General features: G+C 51.8%; 24 protein-coding genes. 9 read left to right on the forward strand and 15 right to left on the reverse strand.

The features are described from left to right. Positions 1 to 86: 86 nt before the first annotated feature. From QEN58_RS19345 to argC, 5 genes are all read right to left on the reverse strand, one after another. Positions 87 to 845: an amino acid ABC transporter ATP-binding protein gene (locus QEN58_RS19345; RefSeq protein WP_425270337.1), complete on the reverse strand. Its 759-nt coding sequence runs from the start codon at positions 843 to 845 to the stop codon at positions 87 to 89. Between the two features lie 23 nt (positions 846 to 868). Then, positions 869 to 1,540 (reverse strand): amino acid ABC transporter permease, encoded by a 672-nt coding sequence (locus QEN58_RS19350; protein WP_280105206.1) that lies wholly within the window; start codon positions 1,538 to 1,540, stop codon positions 869 to 871. 118 nt (positions 1,541 to 1,658) lie between these two features. After that, positions 1,659 to 2,435, reverse strand: coding sequence for a transporter substrate-binding domain-containing protein (locus tag QEN58_RS19355; RefSeq protein ID WP_280105207.1), 777 nt, complete (start codon positions 2,433 to 2,435; stop codon positions 1,659 to 1,661). Positions 2,436 to 2,594: 159 nt separating this feature from the next. Next, a complete protein-coding gene (gene erpA, locus QEN58_RS19360; protein ID WP_280105208.1) occupies positions 2,595 to 2,948 on the reverse strand; it encodes an iron-sulfur cluster insertion protein ErpA in 354 nt (117 codons plus the stop codon). A 103-nt stretch (positions 2,949 to 3,051) separates the two neighbouring features. After that, the gene (gene argC, locus QEN58_RS19365; RefSeq protein ID WP_280105209.1) at positions 3,052 to 4,086 is read right to left on the reverse strand and encodes an N-acetyl-gamma-glutamyl-phosphate reductase; all 1,035 of its coding nucleotides are present in this window, start codon (positions 4,084 to 4,086) and stop codon (positions 3,052 to 3,054) included. 134 nt (positions 4,087 to 4,220) lie between these two features. Between argC and QEN58_RS19370 the strand changes: the two genes are divergently transcribed. From QEN58_RS19370 to QEN58_RS19390, 5 genes are all read left to right on the forward strand, one after another. Continuing rightward, complete coding sequence (locus QEN58_RS19370; RefSeq protein ID WP_280105210.1) at positions 4,221 to 6,041, forward strand: chloride channel protein; 1,821 nt, start codon at positions 4,221 to 4,223, stop codon at positions 6,039 to 6,041. A 9-nt stretch (positions 6,042 to 6,050) separates the two neighbouring features. Next, entirely contained in the window at positions 6,051 to 6,482 is a 432-nt protein-coding gene (gene hemJ, locus QEN58_RS19375) for a protoporphyrinogen oxidase HemJ (protein ID WP_280105211.1), read from the forward strand. After that, positions 6,482 to 7,291 (forward strand): bifunctional hydroxymethylpyrimidine kinase/phosphomethylpyrimidine kinase, encoded by an 810-nt coding sequence (gene thiD / locus QEN58_RS19380; protein ID WP_280105212.1) that lies wholly within the window; start codon positions 6,482 to 6,484, stop codon positions 7,289 to 7,291. The genes hemJ and thiD overlap by 1 nt, the downstream gene beginning before the upstream one ends. A 36-nt stretch (positions 7,292 to 7,327) precedes the next feature. Continuing rightward, positions 7,328 to 8,608, forward strand: a complete 1,281-nt coding sequence (gene hemL / locus QEN58_RS19385) for a glutamate-1-semialdehyde 2,1-aminomutase (RefSeq protein WP_280105213.1) — start codon at positions 7,328 to 7,330, stop codon at positions 8,606 to 8,608. A gap of 171 nt (positions 8,609 to 8,779) precedes the next feature. Continuing rightward, positions 8,780 to 9,049 carry a hypothetical protein gene (locus tag QEN58_RS19390; protein WP_280105214.1) on the forward strand — a complete coding sequence of 90 codons (270 nt, stop codon included), beginning with the start codon at positions 8,780 to 8,782 and terminating at the stop codon, positions 9,047 to 9,049. Between the two features lie 92 nt (positions 9,050 to 9,141). Here QEN58_RS19390 and QEN58_RS19395 read toward each other — a convergent pair whose 3' ends face one another. The 6 genes from QEN58_RS19395 to QEN58_RS19420 form a co-directional block, all read right to left on the reverse strand. Further along, the gene (locus tag QEN58_RS19395) at positions 9,142 to 9,981 is read right to left on the reverse strand and encodes a curlin subunit CsgB (RefSeq protein ID WP_280105215.1); all 840 of its coding nucleotides are present in this window, start codon (positions 9,979 to 9,981) and stop codon (positions 9,142 to 9,144) included. Positions 9,982 to 10,038: 57 nt separating this feature from the next. Next, positions 10,039 to 10,539 carry a hypothetical protein gene (locus QEN58_RS19400; protein WP_280105216.1) on the reverse strand — a complete coding sequence of 167 codons (501 nt, stop codon included), beginning with the start codon at positions 10,537 to 10,539 and terminating at the stop codon, positions 10,039 to 10,041. Positions 10,540 to 10,799: 260 nt separating this feature from the next. Beyond that, positions 10,800 to 11,630, reverse strand: coding sequence for a CsgG/HfaB family protein (locus QEN58_RS19405; protein WP_280105217.1), 831 nt, complete (start codon positions 11,628 to 11,630; stop codon positions 10,800 to 10,802). 84 nt (positions 11,631 to 11,714) lie between these two features. Beyond that, complete coding sequence (locus QEN58_RS19410) at positions 11,715 to 12,143, reverse strand: curli assembly protein CsgF (protein ID WP_280105218.1); 429 nt, start codon at positions 12,141 to 12,143, stop codon at positions 11,715 to 11,717. After that, positions 12,143 to 12,661: a CsgE family curli-type amyloid fiber assembly protein gene (locus tag QEN58_RS19415; protein ID WP_280105219.1), complete on the reverse strand. Its 519-nt coding sequence runs from the start codon at positions 12,659 to 12,661 to the stop codon at positions 12,143 to 12,145. The genes QEN58_RS19410 and QEN58_RS19415 overlap by 1 nt, the downstream gene beginning before the upstream one ends. A gap of 23 nt (positions 12,662 to 12,684) precedes the next feature. After that, positions 12,685 to 13,383 (reverse strand): LuxR C-terminal-related transcriptional regulator, encoded by a 699-nt coding sequence (locus tag QEN58_RS19420; protein ID WP_280105220.1) that lies wholly within the window; start codon positions 13,381 to 13,383, stop codon positions 12,685 to 12,687. A 281-nt stretch (positions 13,384 to 13,664) separates the two neighbouring features. Between QEN58_RS19420 and rdgB the strand changes: the two genes are divergently transcribed. The 4 genes from rdgB (at position 13,665) to QEN58_RS19440 (ending at position 17,107) form a co-directional block, all read left to right on the forward strand. Next, on the forward strand, positions 13,665 to 14,273 hold the full coding sequence (rdgB, locus tag QEN58_RS19425; RefSeq protein WP_280105221.1) for an RdgB/HAM1 family non-canonical purine NTP pyrophosphatase: 609 nt from the start codon (positions 13,665 to 13,667) through the stop codon (positions 14,271 to 14,273). Next, the gene (gene hemW, locus QEN58_RS19430; protein WP_280105222.1) at positions 14,266 to 15,450 is read left to right on the forward strand and encodes a radical SAM family heme chaperone HemW; all 1,185 of its coding nucleotides are present in this window, start codon (positions 14,266 to 14,268) and stop codon (positions 15,448 to 15,450) included. Before rdgB ends, hemW begins: the two co-directional genes overlap by 8 nt. Before the next feature lie 46 nt (positions 15,451 to 15,496). Further along, the gene (locus tag QEN58_RS19435) at positions 15,497 to 16,171 is read left to right on the forward strand and encodes a YiaD family glycine zipper/OmpA-like lipoprotein (RefSeq protein ID WP_280105223.1); all 675 of its coding nucleotides are present in this window, start codon (positions 15,497 to 15,499) and stop codon (positions 16,169 to 16,171) included. A 90-nt stretch (positions 16,172 to 16,261) separates the two neighbouring features. Beyond that, a complete protein-coding gene (locus QEN58_RS19440; RefSeq protein ID WP_280105224.1) occupies positions 16,262 to 17,107 on the forward strand; it encodes a 23S rRNA (adenine(2030)-N(6))-methyltransferase RlmJ in 846 nt (281 codons plus the stop codon). A gap of 19 nt (positions 17,108 to 17,126) precedes the next feature. On the opposite strand, the gene mnmE is transcribed toward QEN58_RS19440, so the two are convergent. From mnmE to rpmH, 4 genes are all read right to left on the reverse strand, one after another. Continuing rightward, positions 17,127 to 18,497 carry a tRNA uridine-5-carboxymethylaminomethyl(34) synthesis GTPase MnmE gene (gene mnmE / locus QEN58_RS19445; RefSeq protein WP_280105225.1) on the reverse strand — a complete coding sequence of 457 codons (1,371 nt, stop codon included), beginning with the start codon at positions 18,495 to 18,497 and terminating at the stop codon, positions 17,127 to 17,129. 135 nt (positions 18,498 to 18,632) lie between these two features. Beyond that, positions 18,633 to 20,321 (reverse strand): membrane protein insertase YidC, encoded by a 1,689-nt coding sequence (yidC, locus tag QEN58_RS19450; RefSeq protein WP_280105226.1) that lies wholly within the window; start codon positions 20,319 to 20,321, stop codon positions 18,633 to 18,635. A gap of 121 nt (positions 20,322 to 20,442) precedes the next feature. Further along, complete coding sequence (rnpA, locus tag QEN58_RS19455) at positions 20,443 to 20,835, reverse strand: ribonuclease P protein component (protein ID WP_071694872.1); 393 nt, start codon at positions 20,833 to 20,835, stop codon at positions 20,443 to 20,445. 13 nt (positions 20,836 to 20,848) lie between these two features. Next, positions 20,849 to 20,983, reverse strand: a complete 135-nt coding sequence (rpmH, locus tag QEN58_RS19460) for a 50S ribosomal protein L34 (protein WP_008959105.1) — start codon at positions 20,981 to 20,983, stop codon at positions 20,849 to 20,851. Between the last annotated feature and the right edge of the window lie 534 nt (positions 20,984 to 21,517).

The raw sequence follows: 21,517 nt of genomic DNA on the forward strand, positions 1-21,517 counted from the left end.
AATGGCCTGTCGTGTCGACAGGCCGGTAAAAAAGCGTTATTCAGCGTGAATTAGCGGTTATTTTAAAGCGCGAAAGGGCGTTCAATTTAATGTTTAAGCACGCGCGCCAGGAAGGATTGGGTGCGTTCGTGTTGCGGCGTATCGAACAGTTTCTCTGGATGTCCCTGCTCAGTAATCTCGCCTTTATGGATAAAAATAACCCGGTCGGCGACCTCGCGGGCAAAACCCATTTCATGGGTAACAATCACCATGGTCATGCCTTCTTTGGCTAACTCACGCATGGCATCCAGTACTTCACCGATCATTTCCGGATCAAGCGCCGATGTGGGCTCGTCGAACAGCATTAGGCGTGGTTCCATCGCCAAGGCGCGGGCCAGCGCCACACGCTGCTGTTGGCCACCTGAGAGCTGGCTAGGGTACTTATCGGCCTGATCGGCGATACCTACCCGATCAAGCAGTCGTTTGGCGTTGCTGACCGCGTCTTCACGGCTTAAGCCACGTACTTTCATCGGTGCCAGGGTGACGTTATCGATCACGCTGAGATGGGGAAAAAGGTTGAACTGCTGAAACACCATACCCACTTCGGTACGAATGGTTTGCAGCGCTTGGGTGCTCTTGCCATGGGGCAGTAGCTCGTTGCTGTCGACGACCAGACTGCCCGATTGGAACTCTTCCAAACCGTTAATACAGCGAATTAGCGTCGATTTGCCAGAGCCACTGGCACCGATAATCACCACCACTTCACCGGGTACAATCGTTAGATCAATATCGTTGAGTACGTGCAGGCTGCCAAAGTGCTTATTGAGCTGCTGCATACGCACAATGGGTTGCGTTGCGTCGTTCATTGTCTCGCTCATTGCGCGTGTCCTTATTGTCCTGCCAGGCCTCTGATCTCAAGCTGGCGGAGGATGATTGATAGGGTCCAAGTGATCGCTAGATACATCAATGCGACCATGAAATAGACCTCAAGGGCCGTGAAGGTAGTGGCGATATAGATTTGCCCTTGGCGCACTAGCTCACCCACGCCAATCACCGAGAACAGGGAGGTGTCTTTGATGCTGATGATGCCCTGGTTCCCAAGGGGAGGGATCATGCGCCGAAACGCCTGGGGCCAGATAACGTAGCGAAACGCTTGAGTGCGGGAAAGACCCAGAGAGAGCGACGCTTCCCCTTGACCGCGCTCAATCGACTGGACACCGCCACGCACGATTTCAGAGATGTAAGCGCCGGAGTTAACGGCGATCGCGGCAATACCGGCGACCAGGGCGTTGATTGGCCCACCCAGCAACTGTGGTAAGCCGTAAAAAATAAATAGCACTTGGACTAGAATCGGCGTACCGCGGAACACTTCGACATAAATGATGGCCGGCCAGCGTAGCCAGCGCAGGCGGCTAATGCGTAACAGACCAAAGAATATGCCGATAAAAAACCCAATGGCCAAGCCGCCAAATGAGATAAGTAGCGTCCAGGGAATACCCGGCAGCAGGTAAGGGATAGACCCAAACGCCGCCGACCAATCAAACTGAAAATTGACGTCCACGCGTAGACTCCTGAAACAAAAAAGCAGTTGGCAAAAAACACATAATCAACGCAGCAGGGCCGGGGGTTTTGGCCACCCGGCCCTGTAATGGCGTTACGCTATTGTTGAGGTTTTACACTCACTCTTCGCTGGGGGCTTCACCAAACCATTTGGTGTATATCTCATCGTAAGTGCCATCTTCCTTCATCGCGGCGAGGGCTTCGTTGGTGGGTTCCACCCACTCGCTGCCTTTGTGGAAGACGATGCCGTACTGCTGGCCTTCATATAGCGGGCCAACAACCTTGGTACGGTCTTCGCCACGGGTTTGCGAGAAGTAGGCGACGTTAGGGGCGTCATAGAGCACCGCATCAACGTTGCGGCCTAGCAGCGCCATGTACATGTCGGCAGTACCCGGGAAGGGGGTGATGTCAGCCTCTTCGCCAAGCTCTTGCTGCAGGTAGTCGTAGCTGGTGGAACCAATTTTGGTACCAACGGCTAGATCCTGAAGGTCTTCTAGCGTTTCGACACTGTCATTATCGGCACGCACAATAATGCGAAGACCGGAATCGTAGTAGGGGTCGGAGAAGTCGACAACTTCGGCACGTTCTTCCGTAATGGTGGTACCGGCAATGGCGATTTCCTGGCTACCGGTTTGCACGGCGGGAATAATGCCGGAGAACTCCATGGTCGTGAGGTTGACTTCAAAGCCTGCGCGCTCGGCGACTTCGTTGATGATATCCATATCGAAGCCGACCATTTCGCCGGTTTCTTGATCCATCATTTCGAACGGCACAAAGCTTGGATCAGTGGCCACGTTCACCGATGGCGTTTGGGCCATGGCGGCAGTGGCGCTGGCCAATCCCAGTGCAAGCGCCAGCGTTGTTTTGGTTAGGCTGAGTGGTAGTGCTACTTTCATAAATTTCCCCGTGCTTTATGTGGCTGGTGGCGGGTTACAAAGCGGTTTTACCGTTTGTTGCTCTTTATAAACCGTTATTTAAGCCGTTGTTGACCTATTAACCTTGGCGAGAATCCGTCAAGGCGTCAAGTCACGAGGAGCGCTGCGGGCCAACGCTGTTTAGACCATAAAGGAAGCGCCGCAGCCGCAGGTGGTGGTGGCGTTAGGGTTCTGAACACGAAAACGTGCGCCCGCCAGACCCTCTTCGTAGTCGACGGTGGAACCTACCAAATACTGGTAAGAGAGGGGGTCAACCACTAAGGAAGCGTTTCCAAATTCAATAACGGTGTCATCATCAGCGACGTTTTCAGCAAAATCGAAACCGTACTGAAAACCAGAACAGCCGCCACCGGTCACGTAGACCCGCAGTTTAAGGGATGGATTATTCTCTTCTGCAATCAGCGCATTAATACGTTTGCATGCGCTATCAGAGAGCAGTAGTGGAGTAGGAACAAAGGCTTCTGCACCGCTCATGGGTACCTCCCGCGAGCTTAAAGAACGAATAAATCGGCATTGGGGGGTGATTATGGGTAATTCCCAGCAAATTGGTCAACTATTGCTGGGAATTAGTGAAACCTTAGGGCATCAGTGCTGGTGCGGTAAGGCCGGTGTTCTCGTCAAAGCCGAACATCAGGTTGAGGTTTTGGATCGCTTGGCCGGAAGCACCTTTGACCAGGTTATCGATCACCGATAGCACGACCACGGTGTTGCCATTGCCGGGGCGATGGACGGCCAGGCGGCAGGTATTGATGCCTTTGACACTGCGCGTTTCAGGATGGCTTCCCGCTGGCATCACATCGACAAAGGGTTCGTCGGCATAGCGCTGCTCAAAGAGTGCCTGCAGATCGCCGGGGTCAGCGGTTAGCTGGCCGTAAAGGGTGGAGTGAATACCCCGAATCATCGGCGTTAGGTGCGGCACAAAGGTTAAACCCACCGTGGATTGCTGGATATCCCTAAGTCCTTGACTAATTTCCGGCAAATGGCGGTGGCCCGAGGCGCCGTAGGCCTTCATCGACTCGCTGGCTTCGGCGAGCAGTGAGCCTACTTTAGCGCCGCGGCCTGCGCCGGTAACGCCGGATTTGCAGTCAGCAATGAGTTGGCCTGGGTCGATCAAACCTGCTTCCAGAAGCGGCAGGTAGCCCAACTGAACGCTGGTGGGGTAGCAACCGGGAACCGCAATTAAACGTGCGTTTTTGATTTTCTCCCGGTGCATTTCCGGCAGCCCATATACTGCCTCTTGCAACAATTCCGGGGCGCCGTGGGCCTGTCCGTACCAGCGGCTCCACTCATCGGCATCGCGCAGCCGGAAATCGGCCGATAGATCAATCACCCGAGTGCCGTTTTCGAGTAGCTCACCGGCTAGTGCGTGAGCAACGCCATGGGGTGTGGCAAAAAATACCGCATCCAACGCGCCCAACTGTTTAGCGTCCGGCTCGCTAAACGCCAAGGTATCGTAATGGCCGCGCAGGTTGGGGTACATATCGCACACCTTGACGCCGGTTTCCGAGCGCGAGGTAATCATGGCGACGTTAACTTGGGGGTGCTGGGCGAGTAGCCGTAGTAGTTCAACGCCGGTGTAACCTGTACCGCCCACAATGCCGACCTTAATCACAAATCACTCCTTACGGATGCCGCTGAGTAGAAAACCAAATTCGCTATTAACTTAAGCATAGGACACCAAGCTGTTTAAGCGTATCCAGCTATGATACACAAGAGTGTATCGATACAAGAGCAAGGAAGGTCGCTGTGGCGCGTTTTTCCCGATCGGATTTTACCTTAGAGAGTTTTCGTCGTCAGCTAGCCAACGTCGACGCCCTTCCACAGCTATGTGTACTGGGGCTAGTCTCGGGTGTTATTACCGGCGCTGTGATGGTGGCGTTTCGGCTGCTATTGGAAGCAGGCGCTGCGCTCTACATGACTGATGGAGACCCAGAAGCGTTTGAAAGCATGGCGAAGTGGCTGCGCGCGCTTTTACCCATGCTGGCAGTAACGCTAGTAGGAGTGCTGCTGTATAGGCAAAAACCGGCGGCACGTAAGCTTGGTGTTGGCCATGTGATTGAGCGGCTTAGCTACCACCAAGGCCGTTTTCCCCTGCGTAACTGGCTCAACCAGTGGTGGGTAGGTGTTATATCCGTCCTGGGTGGTCTCTCCGCAGGCCGTGAGGGGCCGGCGATTCACTTGGGGGCAGCGGCGGCTAGCGGGCTTGGTCAGCAGATACGCTTGCCTAATAATAGCCTTAGAGTACTCGTGGCGTGCGGTACCGCAGCCGCTATTTCCGCCTCTTTTAACACGCCTATCGCGGGCGTCATCTTTGCCATGGAAGTGGTGATGATGGAATACACCTTAATGAGCTTTATGCCCGTGATTTTGGCTTCTACCATGGGCGCACTGGTGGCGCAGTTAGCGTATGGCAACGAACCCGCTTTCCGTATCCCCGAGATAGCATTGGGCTCACTGATCAACTTGCCGTGGATTGTGGTTACCGGACTGGTGATTGGGCTGCTAGCCGGGCTGTTTATTCATATTTCACGCAGTCAGCGGATTATGCAGTGGCCACTTTGGGTGCGTCTTGGTTTGGTGGGGGTGTCAACTGGCGCGGTGGCTTGGTGGTTCCCCCAGGTTCAGGGTATCGGCTACGACAGCGTGGCGGCGGCGCTCAATAACCAACTGGAAATTAAAGTGCTGCTGGCACTGATGATCATCAAGCTGCTGATTACGGCGCTAACGGTCGCTGGCGGTGTTCCCATCGGTATTATCGGCCCGGTGTTGGTCATAGGTTCTGCTACAGGCGCGCTGTTTGGTTTACTGGGGGGCTGGCTTTGGTCCGATAAAGCCGCAGATCCGGGCATTTACGCGATGCTAGGTATGGCTGCAATGATGGGGGCGGTGTTACAAGCGCCCCTGGCTGCGCTCATGGCGCTTTTGGAGTTAACCCATACGCCGAGCATTATGCTTCCCGGCATGTTGGCGGTGGTAGTGGCGTGTTTAACCTCGCGTCAATTGACTGGCTGTGAAGGCTTTTTTATCAGCACGGTGCGCTACGGGCTGCACCCGCTTCAGCAGCCGTTGATGCAGGCACTTTCCCGGGTCTCGGTGCCTGCGGTGATGGAGCGTCAATTGGTGCGCACCGAGCGAATGATCACACCTGATCGAGCGCGACTTTTATTAGAAACCAACCCGGTGTGGTTAGTGATCGAGCGCTCCAGTGAAGAAAAACCTGTGTTGGCGCTAAAAGCCGCTGAACTGGCACGCTGGTTACTTGAGCACGATGAGGCGCTACAGGGGGAAGAGCCGCCTGCAGATGAGTTGATTGATCTACTCGAAATCCCTGGGCAGCGTTTGGAGCTGGCGCCCATTGGTTTACAGGCGACACTTTCTGAAGCGTTTCTAAAACTACAGGATAACGCCCTCGGGGCGCTCTACGTCGTTCATGGCTATCGACCAAAGCAACGGCGTATTTCAGGTATTATCACCCGTGGGGCCATCGAGCGTTATTATCACTACACTGACCCACGCGGCGCCGATGCCCTTGGCACTGATAAACGCGAGCAGGATTCATCTCTTTAAGGAGCGACAATGTACCTATGGGTAAAGGCTATTCATTTAATGGCCGTAGTGACGTGGTTCGCTGCGCTGTTCTATTTACCCCGCCTGTACGTGTATCACGCCACCGCGCGAGATAACGGCGATGAAAAGGCCATCGACTATTTCAAAACCATGGAGCGTAAGCTCTACCGTGGCATCATGACTCCATCCATGATTGCGGTGCTCATTTTTGGTGGCTGGATGCTCTATCTAGTGCCCGAATGGTTCAGCCAGGGCTGGATGCACGCCAAGCTGGCGCTGGTGGTTCTGCTTATCGCTTATCATCATGTTTGTTTGATCTATTTGAAGCAGTTTGCCCAGGATCGCTGTACCAAAGGCCATGTGTTTTTCCGCTGGTTTAACGAAGCGCCGGTGATTGCGCTGGTGGCGATTATTATTCTCGCCGTTGTGAAGCCCTTTTGATGCGTCAACCACTTCCTCCCGTGGTGTTGGTGCTCGCCGGGCATGATCCGACTGGTGGGGCAGGATTAATCGCTGACAGTGAAGCCATTGCAGCCTGTGGTGGTTGGGCGGTAACGATCCCCACTGCGCTGACGGTACAAAATTGTCATAATGTGACACGCGTGATCCCTGCTGATCCGACTGCGATGCGCCAAATGGCAGAGGCAATTAGTGAGATGCAGGTCGCGGCGATTAAGCTTGGTCTACTCGCTGATGAAGACACCCTGCGCGCAGCGGAGCAAATTATTCGCCGTTTTCCAGGCATTCCCGTGGTGGCCGATCCGGTCTTTAAAGCCGGTGGCGGAACTGAGTTATCCACACCTGCTTTGCGTCAACTGTTTGTTGATCGTTTGCTACCGCTTGTGGATATATTAACGCCGAATCGTGCTGAGTTAGCCCAGCTTACGCCCGACATCATCACTCCTTTCGATGATACGGCCCGCGCGGTGGCACTGATGTCACAGGGGTGCCAAGCTATCCTGGTCACGGCCACGGATGAGCCACTGCCCGGCAATGAGCAGCAGGTAGTGCACACCCTGCACTCGCCCGATACCACTCGCCAGTGGCAGTGGCCGCGCCTGCCCGAACTGTTCCATGGCTCTGGCTGCACGCTGGCATCGGCCATTGCCGCCCGTATTGCCGTTGGTGAGCGTTTACCAACTGCTTGTGAGCAGGCGCAGCGCTTTACCTGGCAAAGTCTGTCCCAAGGATTTCAACCGCCTAGCGGCCAGTGTTTGCCACATCGTATTCCACGGGCTATCCGTTTTTGATCCTATCTTCTGTACGCCATTGACCGAGAGGATGCCATGACTACATCAGCTGAACTGTTTGAACTTGCCAGTCGTCATATACCGGGCGGGGTAAACTCACCCGTTCGGGCGTTTAAAGGGTTACACCGGCCGCCGGTCTTTATGGAGCGTGCTCAAGGTGCCTTTCTGTTTGACGTCGAAGGCAATCGTTACGTGGACTATGTCGGCTCCTGGGGACCCATGATCACTGGGCATGCCGACCAAGACGTATTGGCAGCCGTGCGAGCGCGATTAGACAACGGCCTTTCTTTTGGTACCCCGACCGCCGTCGAAACCACCATGGCAGATTTGATCTGCGAAATGATTCCCTCCATGGATATGGTGCGTATGACCAGCTCGGGCACCGAAGCGACTATGTCCGCGATACGCTTGGCACGAGGTACCACCGGCCGCGATAAGATCGTTAAGTTCGAGGGTAACTACCACGGCCACTCTGATTCGCTGCTGGTTAAAGCGGGCTCCGGTGCGCTTACCCACGGCGAACCCAGCTCGCCGGGCGTGCCTGCGTCGCTGGCTGAACACACCATTACTCTCTCGTTTAACGACCCTGAAGGGGTTGAGGCGTGTTTCAACGAAATTGGTGATCAGATTGCCTGCATTATCGTTGAACCCGTTGCCGGCAATATGAACTGTATTCCGCCTCAACCGGGCTTTTTGGAAACACTGCGTCGGGTATGTAACGAGTACGGTAGCGTGCTGATTTTTGACGAAGTGATGACCGGTTTTCGAGTGGCATTGGGCGGTGCCCAAGCCCACTACGGTATAGTGCCCGATCTAACCTGCTTGGGAAAAATTGTCGGTGGTGGCATGCCTGTGGGCGCCTTTGGTGGCAAGCGCGAGATAATGCAAAACATCTCCCCCCTGGGGCCGATTTACCAAGCGGGCACATTGTCGGGTAACCCGCTGGCCATGGCCGCAGGCGTTGCACTGCTTACCAAGCTACAGGTACCAGGCTTTCACGATGCGCTTACCCAGCGGGTTAACACGCTTTGTACTGGCCTTCAGGAGCGTGCCAATGCCGCACGGGTGCCGATGATGACGCAGTCGGCGGGCGGTATGTTTGGGCTCTTCTTTACCTCTCAAAGCCGTGTAGATAACTTTGCCCAAGCCACCGCCTGTAACCCGGATGCCTTCCGTCGTTTCTTTGGTGCGATGCTTGATCACGGTGTTTATTTAGCGCCTTCTGCTTACGAAGCAGGCTTTATGTCCAGCGCGCACACACCCGAAGACATCCAGTTCACCCTGGATGCCGCAGAAAAAGCCTTTGCAGTTATGTAACAGCAAGTAACAAAAAGCCCGCTATACTGCAAGAGCCGCTCACCTTGAGCGGCTCTTGCTTAGATGAGAGTTACACTCATGATACGACCAGCAGCTTGGCGATACGTGATCTGCGCGGCGGGGCTGCTAGCCTGCTTGCCGCTCGCTGCACAGACGCCTCAGGAGCAGAACATGACCCAGATCCATATCACCATGAGCGGTTCGCCGGGCGCAGAGTTTTCCGCCCACTGGCGGATTACCCACGAAGGCGAAACCACCGAGCACGTTGAAGAGAGCGGGACAGTGCCTGCTGAGTACACCTTTACCGGTACAGAACTTGAAGGCACCGTGAAACTGTTAACTGACGATGAGCGGTTGGAGGTGGATATTCAAAAAGGCAGTAATCACTCACGTTCGTCTACTCAAGGAGCGGGGGGTACCTTAACGCTTATGATTCGTTAACGGCTCCTTTTCAGGTAGCCATAAACAAACCGCCCCCCTTTGGGGCGGTTTGCATGCACATCGAGTGAGTATCTAATGTAATATCTTTTTGCTTAATTGCCTTGGCTCACAGTGTTAACGTTGCCATTGCCATAGGTAACAATGCTAGAGGTATGTTGACCCCAGAAGGTACCGCTTTGATCAACAGTGTTGGTGTTGTAGCTGCCGTAAGTTTCGATGTAAGACTCATGACCATAGCCGGATTGAGCTACGTTATAGGTGTTGTTATCACCATTGGCTAGAATAGTACTCTCTAGCGAGTAACCGCTTTGGCCAACAATAGCGTCATTGGCGTTACCATCCATGTAGGCATAGCTATCATTATATGAGCCATTCTGTGTGATTTCAGCATCATTGAAACTACCGATTTGTTCTACTACTGATTTGTTTCCCATACCATCTTGGTTAACGTTAGTGTCGTTACCGAATCCTTCAATATAAGCGTAGCTATCATTGAATTTACCATCTTGAGTAATATCAGCGTTATTTTGGTCGCCAATTTGCTCTACTACTGAAACATTTTTATAACCTTCTTGGTCAACGGAAGCACTATTATTATTACGCTCTTGATATACTGTCGAGTCGTTCATGGTGCCTAATTGAGTAACGTCAGCCGAGTTACCGTTACCAAATTGCTCTACTCCAGAGTCATTAAGACCAGGTAGCGTTGTAGCAACACCAGAGATGTCATCTTGATTTATGGTAGCAGAGTTATAACTACCTTCTTGGTAGATGCGTGAGTTTTGCGATCCCCACTGGGTAACGTCGTTAGTATTGTTATTGCCATCTTGATAAATCGTGGAATCGCTACCAGCTGACCAGTACTGTGCGGAAGCAGCAGTGCTCATAGCGAAGGCAACGGCGGCAGCGATAGTGGTGATTTGAGTTTTCATGGTGTTTCCCCATTATGTCATGCTTGCTTTAGTTATTACTGAGACAACGTTTGTTGCTCAGTAGGTTTCGACGGTGACTGGGCGTGCATTGCTTGAAAACGCTTGTTGTTCAACACTAATGCCACGGTAGCCACTCCCCGATTGTGAAATCTGAACGTCACTCCGATTGCCAAGCTGACGCACATAAGAATTTAGTTCTCTTGATGCCCTTCCTGACTGAGTAATATCTGCTTTATGATTTTTACCTATTTGTAAGATATTACTAATGTTATTGCCGCCGGTTTGAGTGACTGTTGCTGTGTTGTAGTTTCCTAGCTGATAGATGCTAGAGAAATTCCCCGCTTGATAACTAGCCGATTGCGAAACATGGGTACGATTGTTGTTACCTATTTGCGCAATAATGCTGTAGTTACCTTGGTTGTGTTGAGCGGCAACTTGCTTAGAAAACTGTTCAACTCGGCTGTTGTCTGCGCTAATTGTTGATGAAACTGAAATGGTTGACGTCAGCAGGATAACTGCTAGCACAGCTTGCTTGGTTGAGGAGTAATTCAGTTTCATAATATTTCCCTCTGAAACACTTTGTATCAATTTGTATTTCTTGTGTTGAGTTTGGACTAATTGAAAATTTCCGCTATCAGATGTTTTCTTATTTGTATGGTGTATTTTTCCATGTTTTAAATTAATCTAAGAACTAGTTTTCTAATACTTAGATAAAGATATTTGAGGTAAAAAAAGGGCCATGCAATTTGCATAGCCCTTACCTATTTTTTGAATTTTTATTAGCATTATCTTATTTTTAATTAAATACTTTAGCTCTTTTATAACAAAGGAACTGGGGCATCTAAGTAGTCAGCCAAAATGGTATCTTGAAAATTAACATTGTTACCAAGGTTCCAGAGGTTACTTTCCACTCCACGTGCTACCAGATGAATTACTGCTGATTCAATTGCGGACATGACTGCGAGTTGTACGGGTTCATTCGTGGTAAGTCCCACTTCAGCTTCTAGCAAACGACGAAAATCGATAAAGCGATATACCCCTGCTCGCATCTCTTTAGAGTAAATTGTTTTCGTGGTGGTAACGTTCGCTAGTACTTCACCTGTTGATATTTCAACCGCGCGCAAATTCACCGTTACCTGGTCAACTTGATACTGGCCGGATGCGCCAATCCCAAAATACTCCGCGCCGGCCCCCCCCGTTCTAACGTTGGATTCATAGGCAATAATACCGCCTTCCAGCATCACTGAAGCAGCGCGTAATGATGGCAGCGTATCGGGCTGGCCGAAGCGCTCAAACTCTGCACGGATAATGCGTCTTTCAGTAAGCAGGTTTTGTAAACCAACCCGCTCGAGCGGTATAAACCAGCCCGAGTCCGCCAATGCACCGGTGAGCATGGCCGCTGCGCCTTGCGTTACAGCAGTTGAGAAAGTGCTGGCCGGAGCAGGTCGATACTGACCCGTTTGATCTCGAAAGTCATAAACAGATACAAATATACGCCCTGCCGGCGGTGGCAAAGAGACCAGATCTTGGTATGTTGCCCCTCTTGGTGTCAGCGTTGCTTGCGCGCCTTCCAAGTTTTCAGACGTTGCAACCATACCGGCACAGCCGCTGAGTAAGCTGACCATGAGTAGCGTAGCGATAATTTTCATGATGATCCCCTGAATCCCACATCGTATTAAGTAGGCTGACTAACAGCTTTATTAGTTTTTCTTAGTTTAAAAACAGGTAACATATTAAGGGTTAAACAAGCCCCCCACGCTGATATTGGTAACATCTCCCGTCACTTTATCGACTACCCTGACAACGAGTTGTCCGCCTTCATCGCGAACCACTACGCTGAATTCACCGCTATCAAATGCGCCTTCATCGACTTCACCAGCACCAACGTCACTGATGAGCTGGGAGATCAACCGACTTTCGAGACTTTGGATAAGTCGTTCAGTGGATGAGAGTGACTCAATACCTCTCGCGTTAGGGTCCGTATTGGTGTCTTGCGACTGTGCTTTACCGAGTAAATAGCTACCCATAAAGGGGTCACCGCCAAACGATGGGTTAAGCGGCTGATAAACTAGCTCCCCGGCATTTGCTTGCGGTGCTATCACACTTACTAGGAGGCCGGTTGCAAGGGCACTACCTGCTGCTTTCTTTAATATGTTTTTCATTAACGTAGCTCCTCTGTTCCCAAGTCTTTGTCTGAATTAAGCGCTGATGCCAACTGTTGGCGCAGTAATGCTTCTTCGACGGTCTGCACGGCTTCTCCTGCGGCCCGGTCAGCTTCGCTGATCCTAGGGGAGAGCTGTGTACGGAAATACATGCGGTTGCCTTCCATCACCCATATTTGGCTACCCCAGCGTGCATCCGGTCGCTCTTTAATGGTGATAGTGGCATTGCCGATAATCAGGTTATCCAGTGCTCGTTGGCTAAAGGCGCGATAGAAGGTTTTACCCGCCATGGTGATCGTTCGATCTACCAACACACCTGTCAGCTCGCTTCCCCCGTTAGTGTTGCCTTGCACTTTAGGTCCATCTGGGCTCGAGAGCTGATTAATAGCGTCAATCGCTTCTTGTTCGTTGGTGGGTAACGCACCCGTTGGTTCATTTGCCACTGCCACTACTAAAGATGACATGACCCACATCGCCAGGATGAGAAAGCTGGTTGATAGACGGTGTATTGATGACATAACAGTTACCCTTACCTTTCTCTTTAGCGGGGACGATGCCGCTGTAGGCTGCGCGCGGTTTCAATATTGGGCAGAATCGGACCCAAATTTTGATGAATCCAATTGAGCGCTTGGATACGGTTGTGAACGTTAATTTTGCGGAAAATGTTGTAAAGATGTGACTTAACGGTGTGCTCACTAACAAATAGCTTTTCAGCAATTTGTTGATTGGAGGAGCCTGCGCTAAGCAAAGAAATAATCTCCATTTCCCGGTTAGTGAGCCCGCAGGCTGGGCGGAAGGCATTACTTTGGTATTTGCGATAAAACAGAATCAACCGCGCCATTAAATCCCGCGACATCCACAGCTCCCCTTCAAGCAGCGCGTGTATGCCTTTACAGATCACCTCAAGGCTTTCATTGCGATAAAAAACGCCTTTTAGCTGCGCACATGACAGTGCTTCAAGCGCGTGATCCATATCGTGAATGTTGAAGGCGGCGAGAGGCGTTTTCGTTAACGCATCGGGTAACTTATCTTGCCACTCCGGCAGTGCATCAACGCCGATATGATCGCTATCAATCAGAATCAACATGTTGCCCGAAGCGGAAATAGGTAACGTCGCGTGGGGAGAGTGGATACTAATTTGACAGCCGGTGTGCTTGTTCAAGTATTCAGCGAACAGCTGAGCTTGGGGACTTCTTTCGGTAACGACATAAACCGTTCCGGTAGACTTTTCCTGCGACATTGGGGTGCCCTCGTGGAAAGAAAGAGTGAGCAGGTACCCTTTGAATTGTTGACCATAAGATACGAAACGTAAAGTTTTGTTATTAAAAATATGGTAAAAACAATTTATATTAGTCGATCATGTTTTCGTACGATTATTTTTTACTTTTAAAACAAGTATTAACATTTAAATTAGCAAATGGTTTAACAGATATTTTTTAGATACGTTGAGTAACATGATGATGGCTTTTGGTACGACCACTGAGCGCGTAAACTGATGTTCCACTGTATGGAGTGCGTACCATGGCCGCCGTCAATACCCTTGTTCTTGCCAGTGGCAATGCAGGAAAATTAATAGAATTCAATCAATTACTTTCACCCTTGGGGTTCGATATTCGCCCCCAAGCGGATTTTGGCGTTACGGATGTGGAAGAGACGGGGCTTACCTTTGTCGAAAATGCACTTTTAAAAGCGCGTGAAGCGAGCCTTATAAGTGGATTACCCGCATTAGCCGACGATTCGGGGCTTGAAGTAGACGCACTGAACGGTGCACCTGGAATCTATTCCGCCCGCTATGGCGGTGAGCCCAGAAGTGATGAGAAAAATAATCAAACCCTGTTAGCCGCGCTAAGTGACTTTGCGGAAGGCCAACGAAGCGCACGTTACTGGTGTGTGCTTGTTTATTTGCGCCATCCGAAAGATCCGGTACCGATCATCGTGCAACGCAGTTGGGAAGGTGAGGTACTTGCTCATCCCCGTGGGAAGGAAGGATTCGGCTATGATCCGCTTTTCTGGTTACCCGATCAGGGCATGAGCGTTGCCGAGCTGCCCAGCGAAAGCAAAAATCGCCTTAGCCATCGTGGTCGCGCGTTGCAGGGGTTAGTGGAGCTGCTGAAGGTGGCGCATGGCTGATACGCTGCCGCCACTCTCTCTCTATATCCACACGCCCTGGTGTGTCCGTAAATGCCCATATTGTGATTTCAATTCTCATGAACCGGGCACGCACGGTTTTACACCACGGGATTTACCTGAAGCTGCCTATTTAGAGGCGCTGTTACAAGATTTGGATAACGATCTTAATCTGGCGGCTGGCCGGGAAATTCAGACGATCTTTATTGGCGGTGGGACACCCAGCCTGCTGTCGCCTGCGTTTTATGACCGATTATTGAAAGAGATCGAAGCCCGTTTACCCTTTGCGAATAGTATTGAGATTACCTTAGAGGCGAATCCAGGTACCACGGAGCAAGAGCGTTTCATTGGTTACCGGACAGCAGGCATAAATCGCCTCTCGCTGGGTATTCAAAGTTTTCAGCCCGATCAACTGCATGCTCTGGGGCGTATACATAGCGGTGACGAAGCGATCACGGCGGTAGCACAGGCGCGCCAGGCAGGCTTTACCAACATTAATATTGACCTTATGCACGGTTTGCCCGACCAAACACCCCAGTTGGCGATGGATGATATTGCGCAAGCGCTGGCATTGGCACCTGAACATCTCTCTTGGTATCAATTGACCCTTGAGCCGAACACCGCCTTTCACTCCCAGCCTCCTGTACTGCCAGAGGAAGAGGCGCTTTGGGATATTCAGGACACGGGGCATCAGCTTTTGGAGCAGGCGGGCTTTAAGCGCTACGAGATTTCGGCTTACGCTAGCGCTGGTCACCAGAGCCGCCATAATCTTAACTACTGGCAGTTTGGTGACTATCTGGGAATTGGCGCTGGAGCCCACGGCAAGCTTAGCCACATTGACGAAAATGGGTTGTGGCGCATAGAGCGGCGCTGGAAAACTCGCCAGCCGGACGCTTATTTAAAACGCACAGATGATCTGCGTGGCTTTATCGCCGGGAAGCAGCCGATAAAAGCGGATGAGCTGCCGTTGGAGTTTGCCATGAACGCTCTACGGCTTACTGACGGGGTTGCGTTGGATACATGGAGGGCCAACACTGGGCAGGCTCCGGCAATGTTACTCACGCGTTTACAATCCGCGGAGAAAAAAGGACTTTTGATGCAAATGCCTGAAAAACTGCGTGCTTCGCCTCAAGGTCTATTATTCTTGAATGAGTTGCTGGCTTTAATTAGTGAAGATTGACCAGTAATGAAACAAAGATGTCCCTAATATAAACAAGGAGTGAGTGATGCGTATTTCTCGACTACTGACACCGCTGGCAGCCGCTATTTTATTAGCAGGTTGTGCCACATCGGACCCTTACGGTGGCCAAACGCAGCGCTCTAGCACCGCGATGGGTACTGGTATTGGTGCTGCTGTGGGTGCTGCTGCCGGTGCTCTGTCTGGCGACGGTAGTACTAGCCGCCGTGACCGTGCATTAATTGGTGCTGCCGTAGGTGCGGCTGCCGGTGCTGGCATTGGTGTCTACATGGATCGCCAGGAGCAGCAATTGCGTGAAAACTTGCAAGGTTCACGCATTGAGATTGATCGCCGTGGCGACGATATCGTGCTCAATATGCCTAGCGGTGTCACCTTTGGTTTTGACTCAGCTGAGCTGACCAGTGAAGCGCGCGGTTCTCTTAATGAAGTCGCTAATGTTCTCACTCAGTACCAAGACACTCGCGTTAGTATCGCAGGCCACACCGATAGCACCGGCGATGCTAGCTATAATCAGCGTCTCTCCGAGCGTCGCGCTCAAGCAGTGGGTAGTTACTTATCTCAAAATGGGGTTTCATCCTCGCGCCTTATTACCTCTGGCTATGGTGCCACTCAGCCGGTCGCTAGCAACGACAATGAGCAGGGCCGTGCTCAGAACCGTCGTGTAGAGATTACTCTAACTGCAACCGGCGATGGCCAAGGTTAATACACTGTTAGTTTAATCTAGCTATTGCTGCTTATAGCCCGCTATGCTCACATAGCGGGCTTTTTTTCATTTACCTGTCGATGAGTCTCCATGCTGTCTTACCAACATGCCTACCATGCCGGTAATTTTGCCGATGTGCATAAACATCTGACCCTATATGCGGTGATTGAGCACTTATTACGTAAAAAAACCGCTATTACATATGTTGATACTCATGCGGGTAGAGGCCTCTATCCGCTTAATGCCCAAGAGACACAACGGCTGCAAGAGTATCGCGAGGGTATTTGGCCACTCTGGCAAGCTCATACAGGACTGAATGACACGTTACTGAGCGCCTGGAAAGCGGTGTTAACAAGTGCTCAATCTTCTCCAGCATCACTGACGCATTACCCTGGTTCTCCTTGGTGGTTAAGTCACTCTCTGCGTGAACAAGATCGACTAACGCTGTTTGAACTACATCCTGGCGAGCATGAGCAGCTGAGTACTCAAGGGTTACCACCGCACGCAAAGCGCGTGTTTGGTGACGGTTTGGCCGGACTAAAAGCTATGTTGCCCGCTCCATCCCCGCGGTTGTGTGTGCTGATCGATCCCAGCTATGAGCGTAAAGCGGAGTACCAGGAAGTTGCTGACACAGTGGTTTATACGCTAGAAAAAGCGCGCCATGGGGTGGTATTGATTTGGTATCCGCTGTTACCAGTAGGCCATCATTACACGCTATTAAGCAACCTTGCGGAGAGCGGAATACGCAAGATATGGCGCAGCGAGCTGCTGCTGCGCGAATCAGGGGAGCAGGCCCATGGCATGTTCGGTAGCGGTATGCTGGTGATTAATCCGCCCTGGGGGTTGGATAACCGCCTGGCAGCAGCGATGGCGGAAATTACCCCGCTGCTAGGTGCCGACAGTCGCTATCAGTCGGATTGGTGGGTGGGAGAGTAGTGGTTGTAAACATGTAGCGCTATTTGCCGATACAAAAACTGCCGAAAATCTCGCCCAGTAAATCATCGGCGCTGAATTCGCCAGTGATCTCGCCTAAGGCCTGTTGGGCGTCGCGCAAATCTTCTGCCAGCAGTTCGCCTGCGCCATAGCCATCCAACTGAGCGCGGCCGGTATCAAGGGCTGCCATGGCACGGTCTAGGGCGTCCAGGTGGCGCCGGCGAGCGGAGAAGCGACCCTCAGTGGTGGCGGCAAAGCCCATCACATCCTTCAGATGAGCCTTTAAGTTATCCACACCCGTACCGGTTTTTGCCGAGAGCCTGACGATAGGCGTGGTTGTGGATAAATCAATACCCGCCGGTTCGGCACTGGTATCTATTTTATTTCGCACCAGGGTTAAGCGTGTCTGGTCGGGTAGGCGAGCGACAAACTCGGGCCAGATAGCCATGGGGTCGGTGGAAGTGGTGGTACTGGCATCAACGAGTAGCAACACCCGATCGGCTTTTTCTATCTCGGCCCAGGCACGGGCGACACCAATTTTTTCCACCGCATCGGGCGTATCGCGCAATCCTGCGGTGTCGATAATATGCAGCGGCATACCGTCGATATGAATATGCTCACGGAGTACGTCCCGGGTCGTCCCCGCGATATCCGTCACAATGGCGGTATCTTGTTCGGTCAGCGCATTTAGCAGGCTCGACTTACCCGCATTAGGCCACCCGGCAATGACCACGCTCATCCCTTCTCGCAACAGTGCACCTTGGCCTGCTGCCTGGCGTACGTCGCTCAGCGCTTGCTGGACGCTGCTTAAGTGCTGGGCAACATGGCCGTCGGCAAGAAAGTCGATCTCCTCTTCGGGGAAGTCGATTGCCGCTTCAACGTACACGCGTAGTTCGATCAAGCGCTGCACCAGCGCAGAGACACGCTTTGAGAACTCGCCCTGTAGTGAGCGCACGGCGTTTTCAGCTGCTGAGCGTGAGGTGGCATCGATGAGGTCGGCAATCGCTTCCGCCTGGGCCAGGTCGAGCTTGTCGTTCAAAAACGCCCGCTCGGAAAACTCTCCGGGCCGTGCCAAACGGGCACCCAAGGCCACACAGCGTTCAAGCAGCATGTCCATAATGATCGGGCCGCCGTGCCCCTGGAGTTCGAGTACGTCTTCACCGGTAAACGAGTGGGGACCGTTGAAGAACAGGGCGATGCCTTCGTCGATGCTCTCTTCTACGCCTTGGAAGGGGCCATAGTGAGCGTATCGTGGAGTAGGGCAATGCCCTACCATGGCTTGAGCGATTGCGCGGCAGGCGGGGCCGGAGACGCGGATAATACCCACGCCGCCACGTCCTGGGGGGGTTGCCAGCGCCGCAATGGTATCAGGCGTGTAGAGACGTTCGGCCATGGTGAATCTCTTAGTCAATTGGCAGAAGTAGCATTTGATCGATCTAGCATCGATCTACATAGTTTGGATTTGTCGACCTTAAAACGCCAGACCCCCGCTCAAGGCGGGGGTCTGAAGGGTAATGACAAAGGCAGTCTATTTGGTTTTCATGCCCTTGCCGATACTCGGATCATTTTCGATTTTACGCGTAATGTAGTATTGCTGCGCTACCGAAATGATGTTGTTGACCACCCAGTAGATAACCAGGCCGGCCGGGAACCACAGGAAGAAGAAGGTAAAGATGATGGGGAGCATCTTCATGATCTTCGCCTGCATAGGATCCGGAGGTGTTGGGTTCAACATCTGTTGAACGAACATGGAAATGCCCATCAGAATCGGCAGAATGAAGTACGGATCCTTCACCGATAGATCCTGAATCCAGAAGATAAATGGCGCGTGACGCAGTTCAACCGACTCCAGCAACATCCAGTAGAGAGCGATGAAGACAGGCATCTGAATCACAATAGGTAGACAGCCTCCCAGCGGATTTATTTTTTCCTTCTGGTAGAACTTCATCATCTCTTGCGACATTTTTTGCCGGTCATCGCCATACATCTCTTTCAGGCGCTGCATTTCCGGGCCAAGTTTACGCATCCGACCCATGGATTTGTAAGCTTTGGCGGAAAGTGGGAAAAGCACCGTCTTGACCAGTACGGTCAATAGGACAATCGACCAACCCCAGTTGCCGACGATTTCATGGATATGATCCAGTAGCCAGAAGAGGGGGTTGGCGATAAACCATAGCCAACCGTAATCCACGGTTAAGCGAAGGTTAGGTGCAACCTGCTCTAGGTAGTCCTGCACCTTCGGCCCCATATAGAGGGTTGCCCCCAGGGATGCTTCGCCATCAGCTGCAACCGTGCTAGTGGGGCCAGCAAAGGCTACGACGCTGCGGTTGCTGGAGTCAGTGGTAACGTAGTAAAGGTTTTGTTGGTCCTGCTCGGGTGCCCATGCCGATACAAAGTAGTGCTGGATAATGGCTATCCAGCCGCCCTGCGCTTCGCGGTTTTCAAAGTTATTGCTTTGAATATCCTCGAAATCGATCTTCTCATAGCGAGCTTCCGGCGTTGAGTAAGCGGCCCCCAAATAGGACTTCATGCCCATAGAAACGCCGCTCGATGGATCAGGGCTATTGTCGCGTGCCAGTTGACCAATAAAGCGCGCACTAACCGGTGCATCGGTGTTATTGGCTAAGTAGTAATTGACATTGACTGCGTAGCTGCCGCGCTCAAAGGTAAGTCGCTTAATAACCTCAACGCCGTTGACGTCAGCGGTTAGATCAACGTTTAGTTCTTTGTCGTTATCGCCTAAACGATACTCTGAGTTTTCAGGCGTGAACGCGATGCGGCTAGCTTGGCCATCAAGCTGCAGACCTGATCGAGCCACGTAGCTACGGCTACTGTTATCGGATAACAGAACATAGTTTCGGTCTGAATCGAGTGATAATTTGTGCTGCGGTAACGCGGCATAAACTATATCGCCACCGTGTGGATCAATACGTACATCGAGAACGTCGGTGGTGACGGCAATGAAATCGCGGCTTGATGTCTCGCTTTCGGTATCAGGAATACCTTCACCCACCGCACTCTGCTGTGAAGACGTACTCGGAACCGCTAAGCCCCCTTCATCATCTTCAACATTACTAGTAGGCGCCGAATTGCTGCGTTGAGTTACTTCAGGCACTGAATCGTAATTCGGCTGCCCGTAATCCTGATTCCACTCAATGACTAGCAAGTACGCCAGTACGGCTAGTGGAATCAGTAATAAAAGTCGTTTTACGTCCATGAGGGTTCTGCCCGCTGGGTGGTGAACATGCTAATGGCGCAGTGTCATTTGCTCGACTCTTGACACACGAAAGCCTGCCAGTTGGCAGGCCGAGGTCGAGCGGCGAGGAGTGCACCAAAGGTCACGTGTCACGCTTAGGCGTTGGTACTGCGATCATCGCCTGTGCGTCACGCTGAAGTCGCTTCCACATGCCGTGCAACTGGCGATGTAAGGTGTCGTTATCGATATCCTGAACGCCACGTCGTGCCAATACCACTATATCCACAGAGGGTAAGTGATCTTGACGAAGACGAACGGATTCTCTAACCAGACGCTTGAAACGGTTGCGATCTACAGCGCGTTTAACATTCTTTTTGCTGACCACCAGTCCAAGGCGGGGGTGTCCCCGAGTACTCAAGCGGACTAACGCCATCATACCTTTGCCATGCACTTTTAGGTCGGCTTGCTCGAACACGTGACTAAAATCCCCAGCATTTAGTAACCGTAACTGCCGGGGAAAGCCTTGCTGCGGCACACGCAATCCGAAATCAGGCGCTCAGACGCTTGCGGCCTTTGGCACGGCGACGTGCGAGGACGGCGCGACCGTTTTTGGTTGCCATACGAGCACGGAAGCCATGCGCGCGCTTGCGCTTGAGAACGCTAGGTTGAAAAGTGCGTTTCATAACTCGTTATTCCCACGTGGTTTAGGACGGAAAGTGAATTCCAAAAAGCCCGGTCCAGTGAGGAACTAGCCGGGGAGATTCAATTCAAGACCGGAAATTGTAGAGACTTCCTTTGCTGGGTGCAATTTTTCCTTGCACAAAAAGCCTTATCACGCCGCAGCCAGCTTGCTTGATGTGGCAAGAGTAATGATCAATAAGGTCACTATTATTACTAATAGGTAGTTCTAAACCTGTTGTTATTAATAGTGGGGATACAATTTGTGGATAAGTGGTTTTAAATATTAAATTTCATATAGTTATAGTAATTAAAAATCTGTGTGTAAGTTCCGTATAAGCCGTCCAAAAGGTGTTGGCTGGTTGTGGTTAACCCGTGCGTAAGGCGCGTGATTAACGATTATCCCCGTCCCTCCACAGGGTTTTCCCATAAGCTCATGGCAAGTTGTCCACAGGTCAATATTGAGGGTTAAACCCGTGTGGATAACCGAGGCTTTGGGCGCTACAATGGTCGGCCGTTTTCAACCGATGGTGAGATGA

The sequence above is a fragment of the Halomonas alkaliantarctica genome (assembly GCF_029854215.1).
In the GTDB taxonomy this organism is placed as follows: domain Bacteria; phylum Pseudomonadota; class Gammaproteobacteria; order Pseudomonadales; family Halomonadaceae; genus Vreelandella; species Vreelandella alkaliantarctica_A.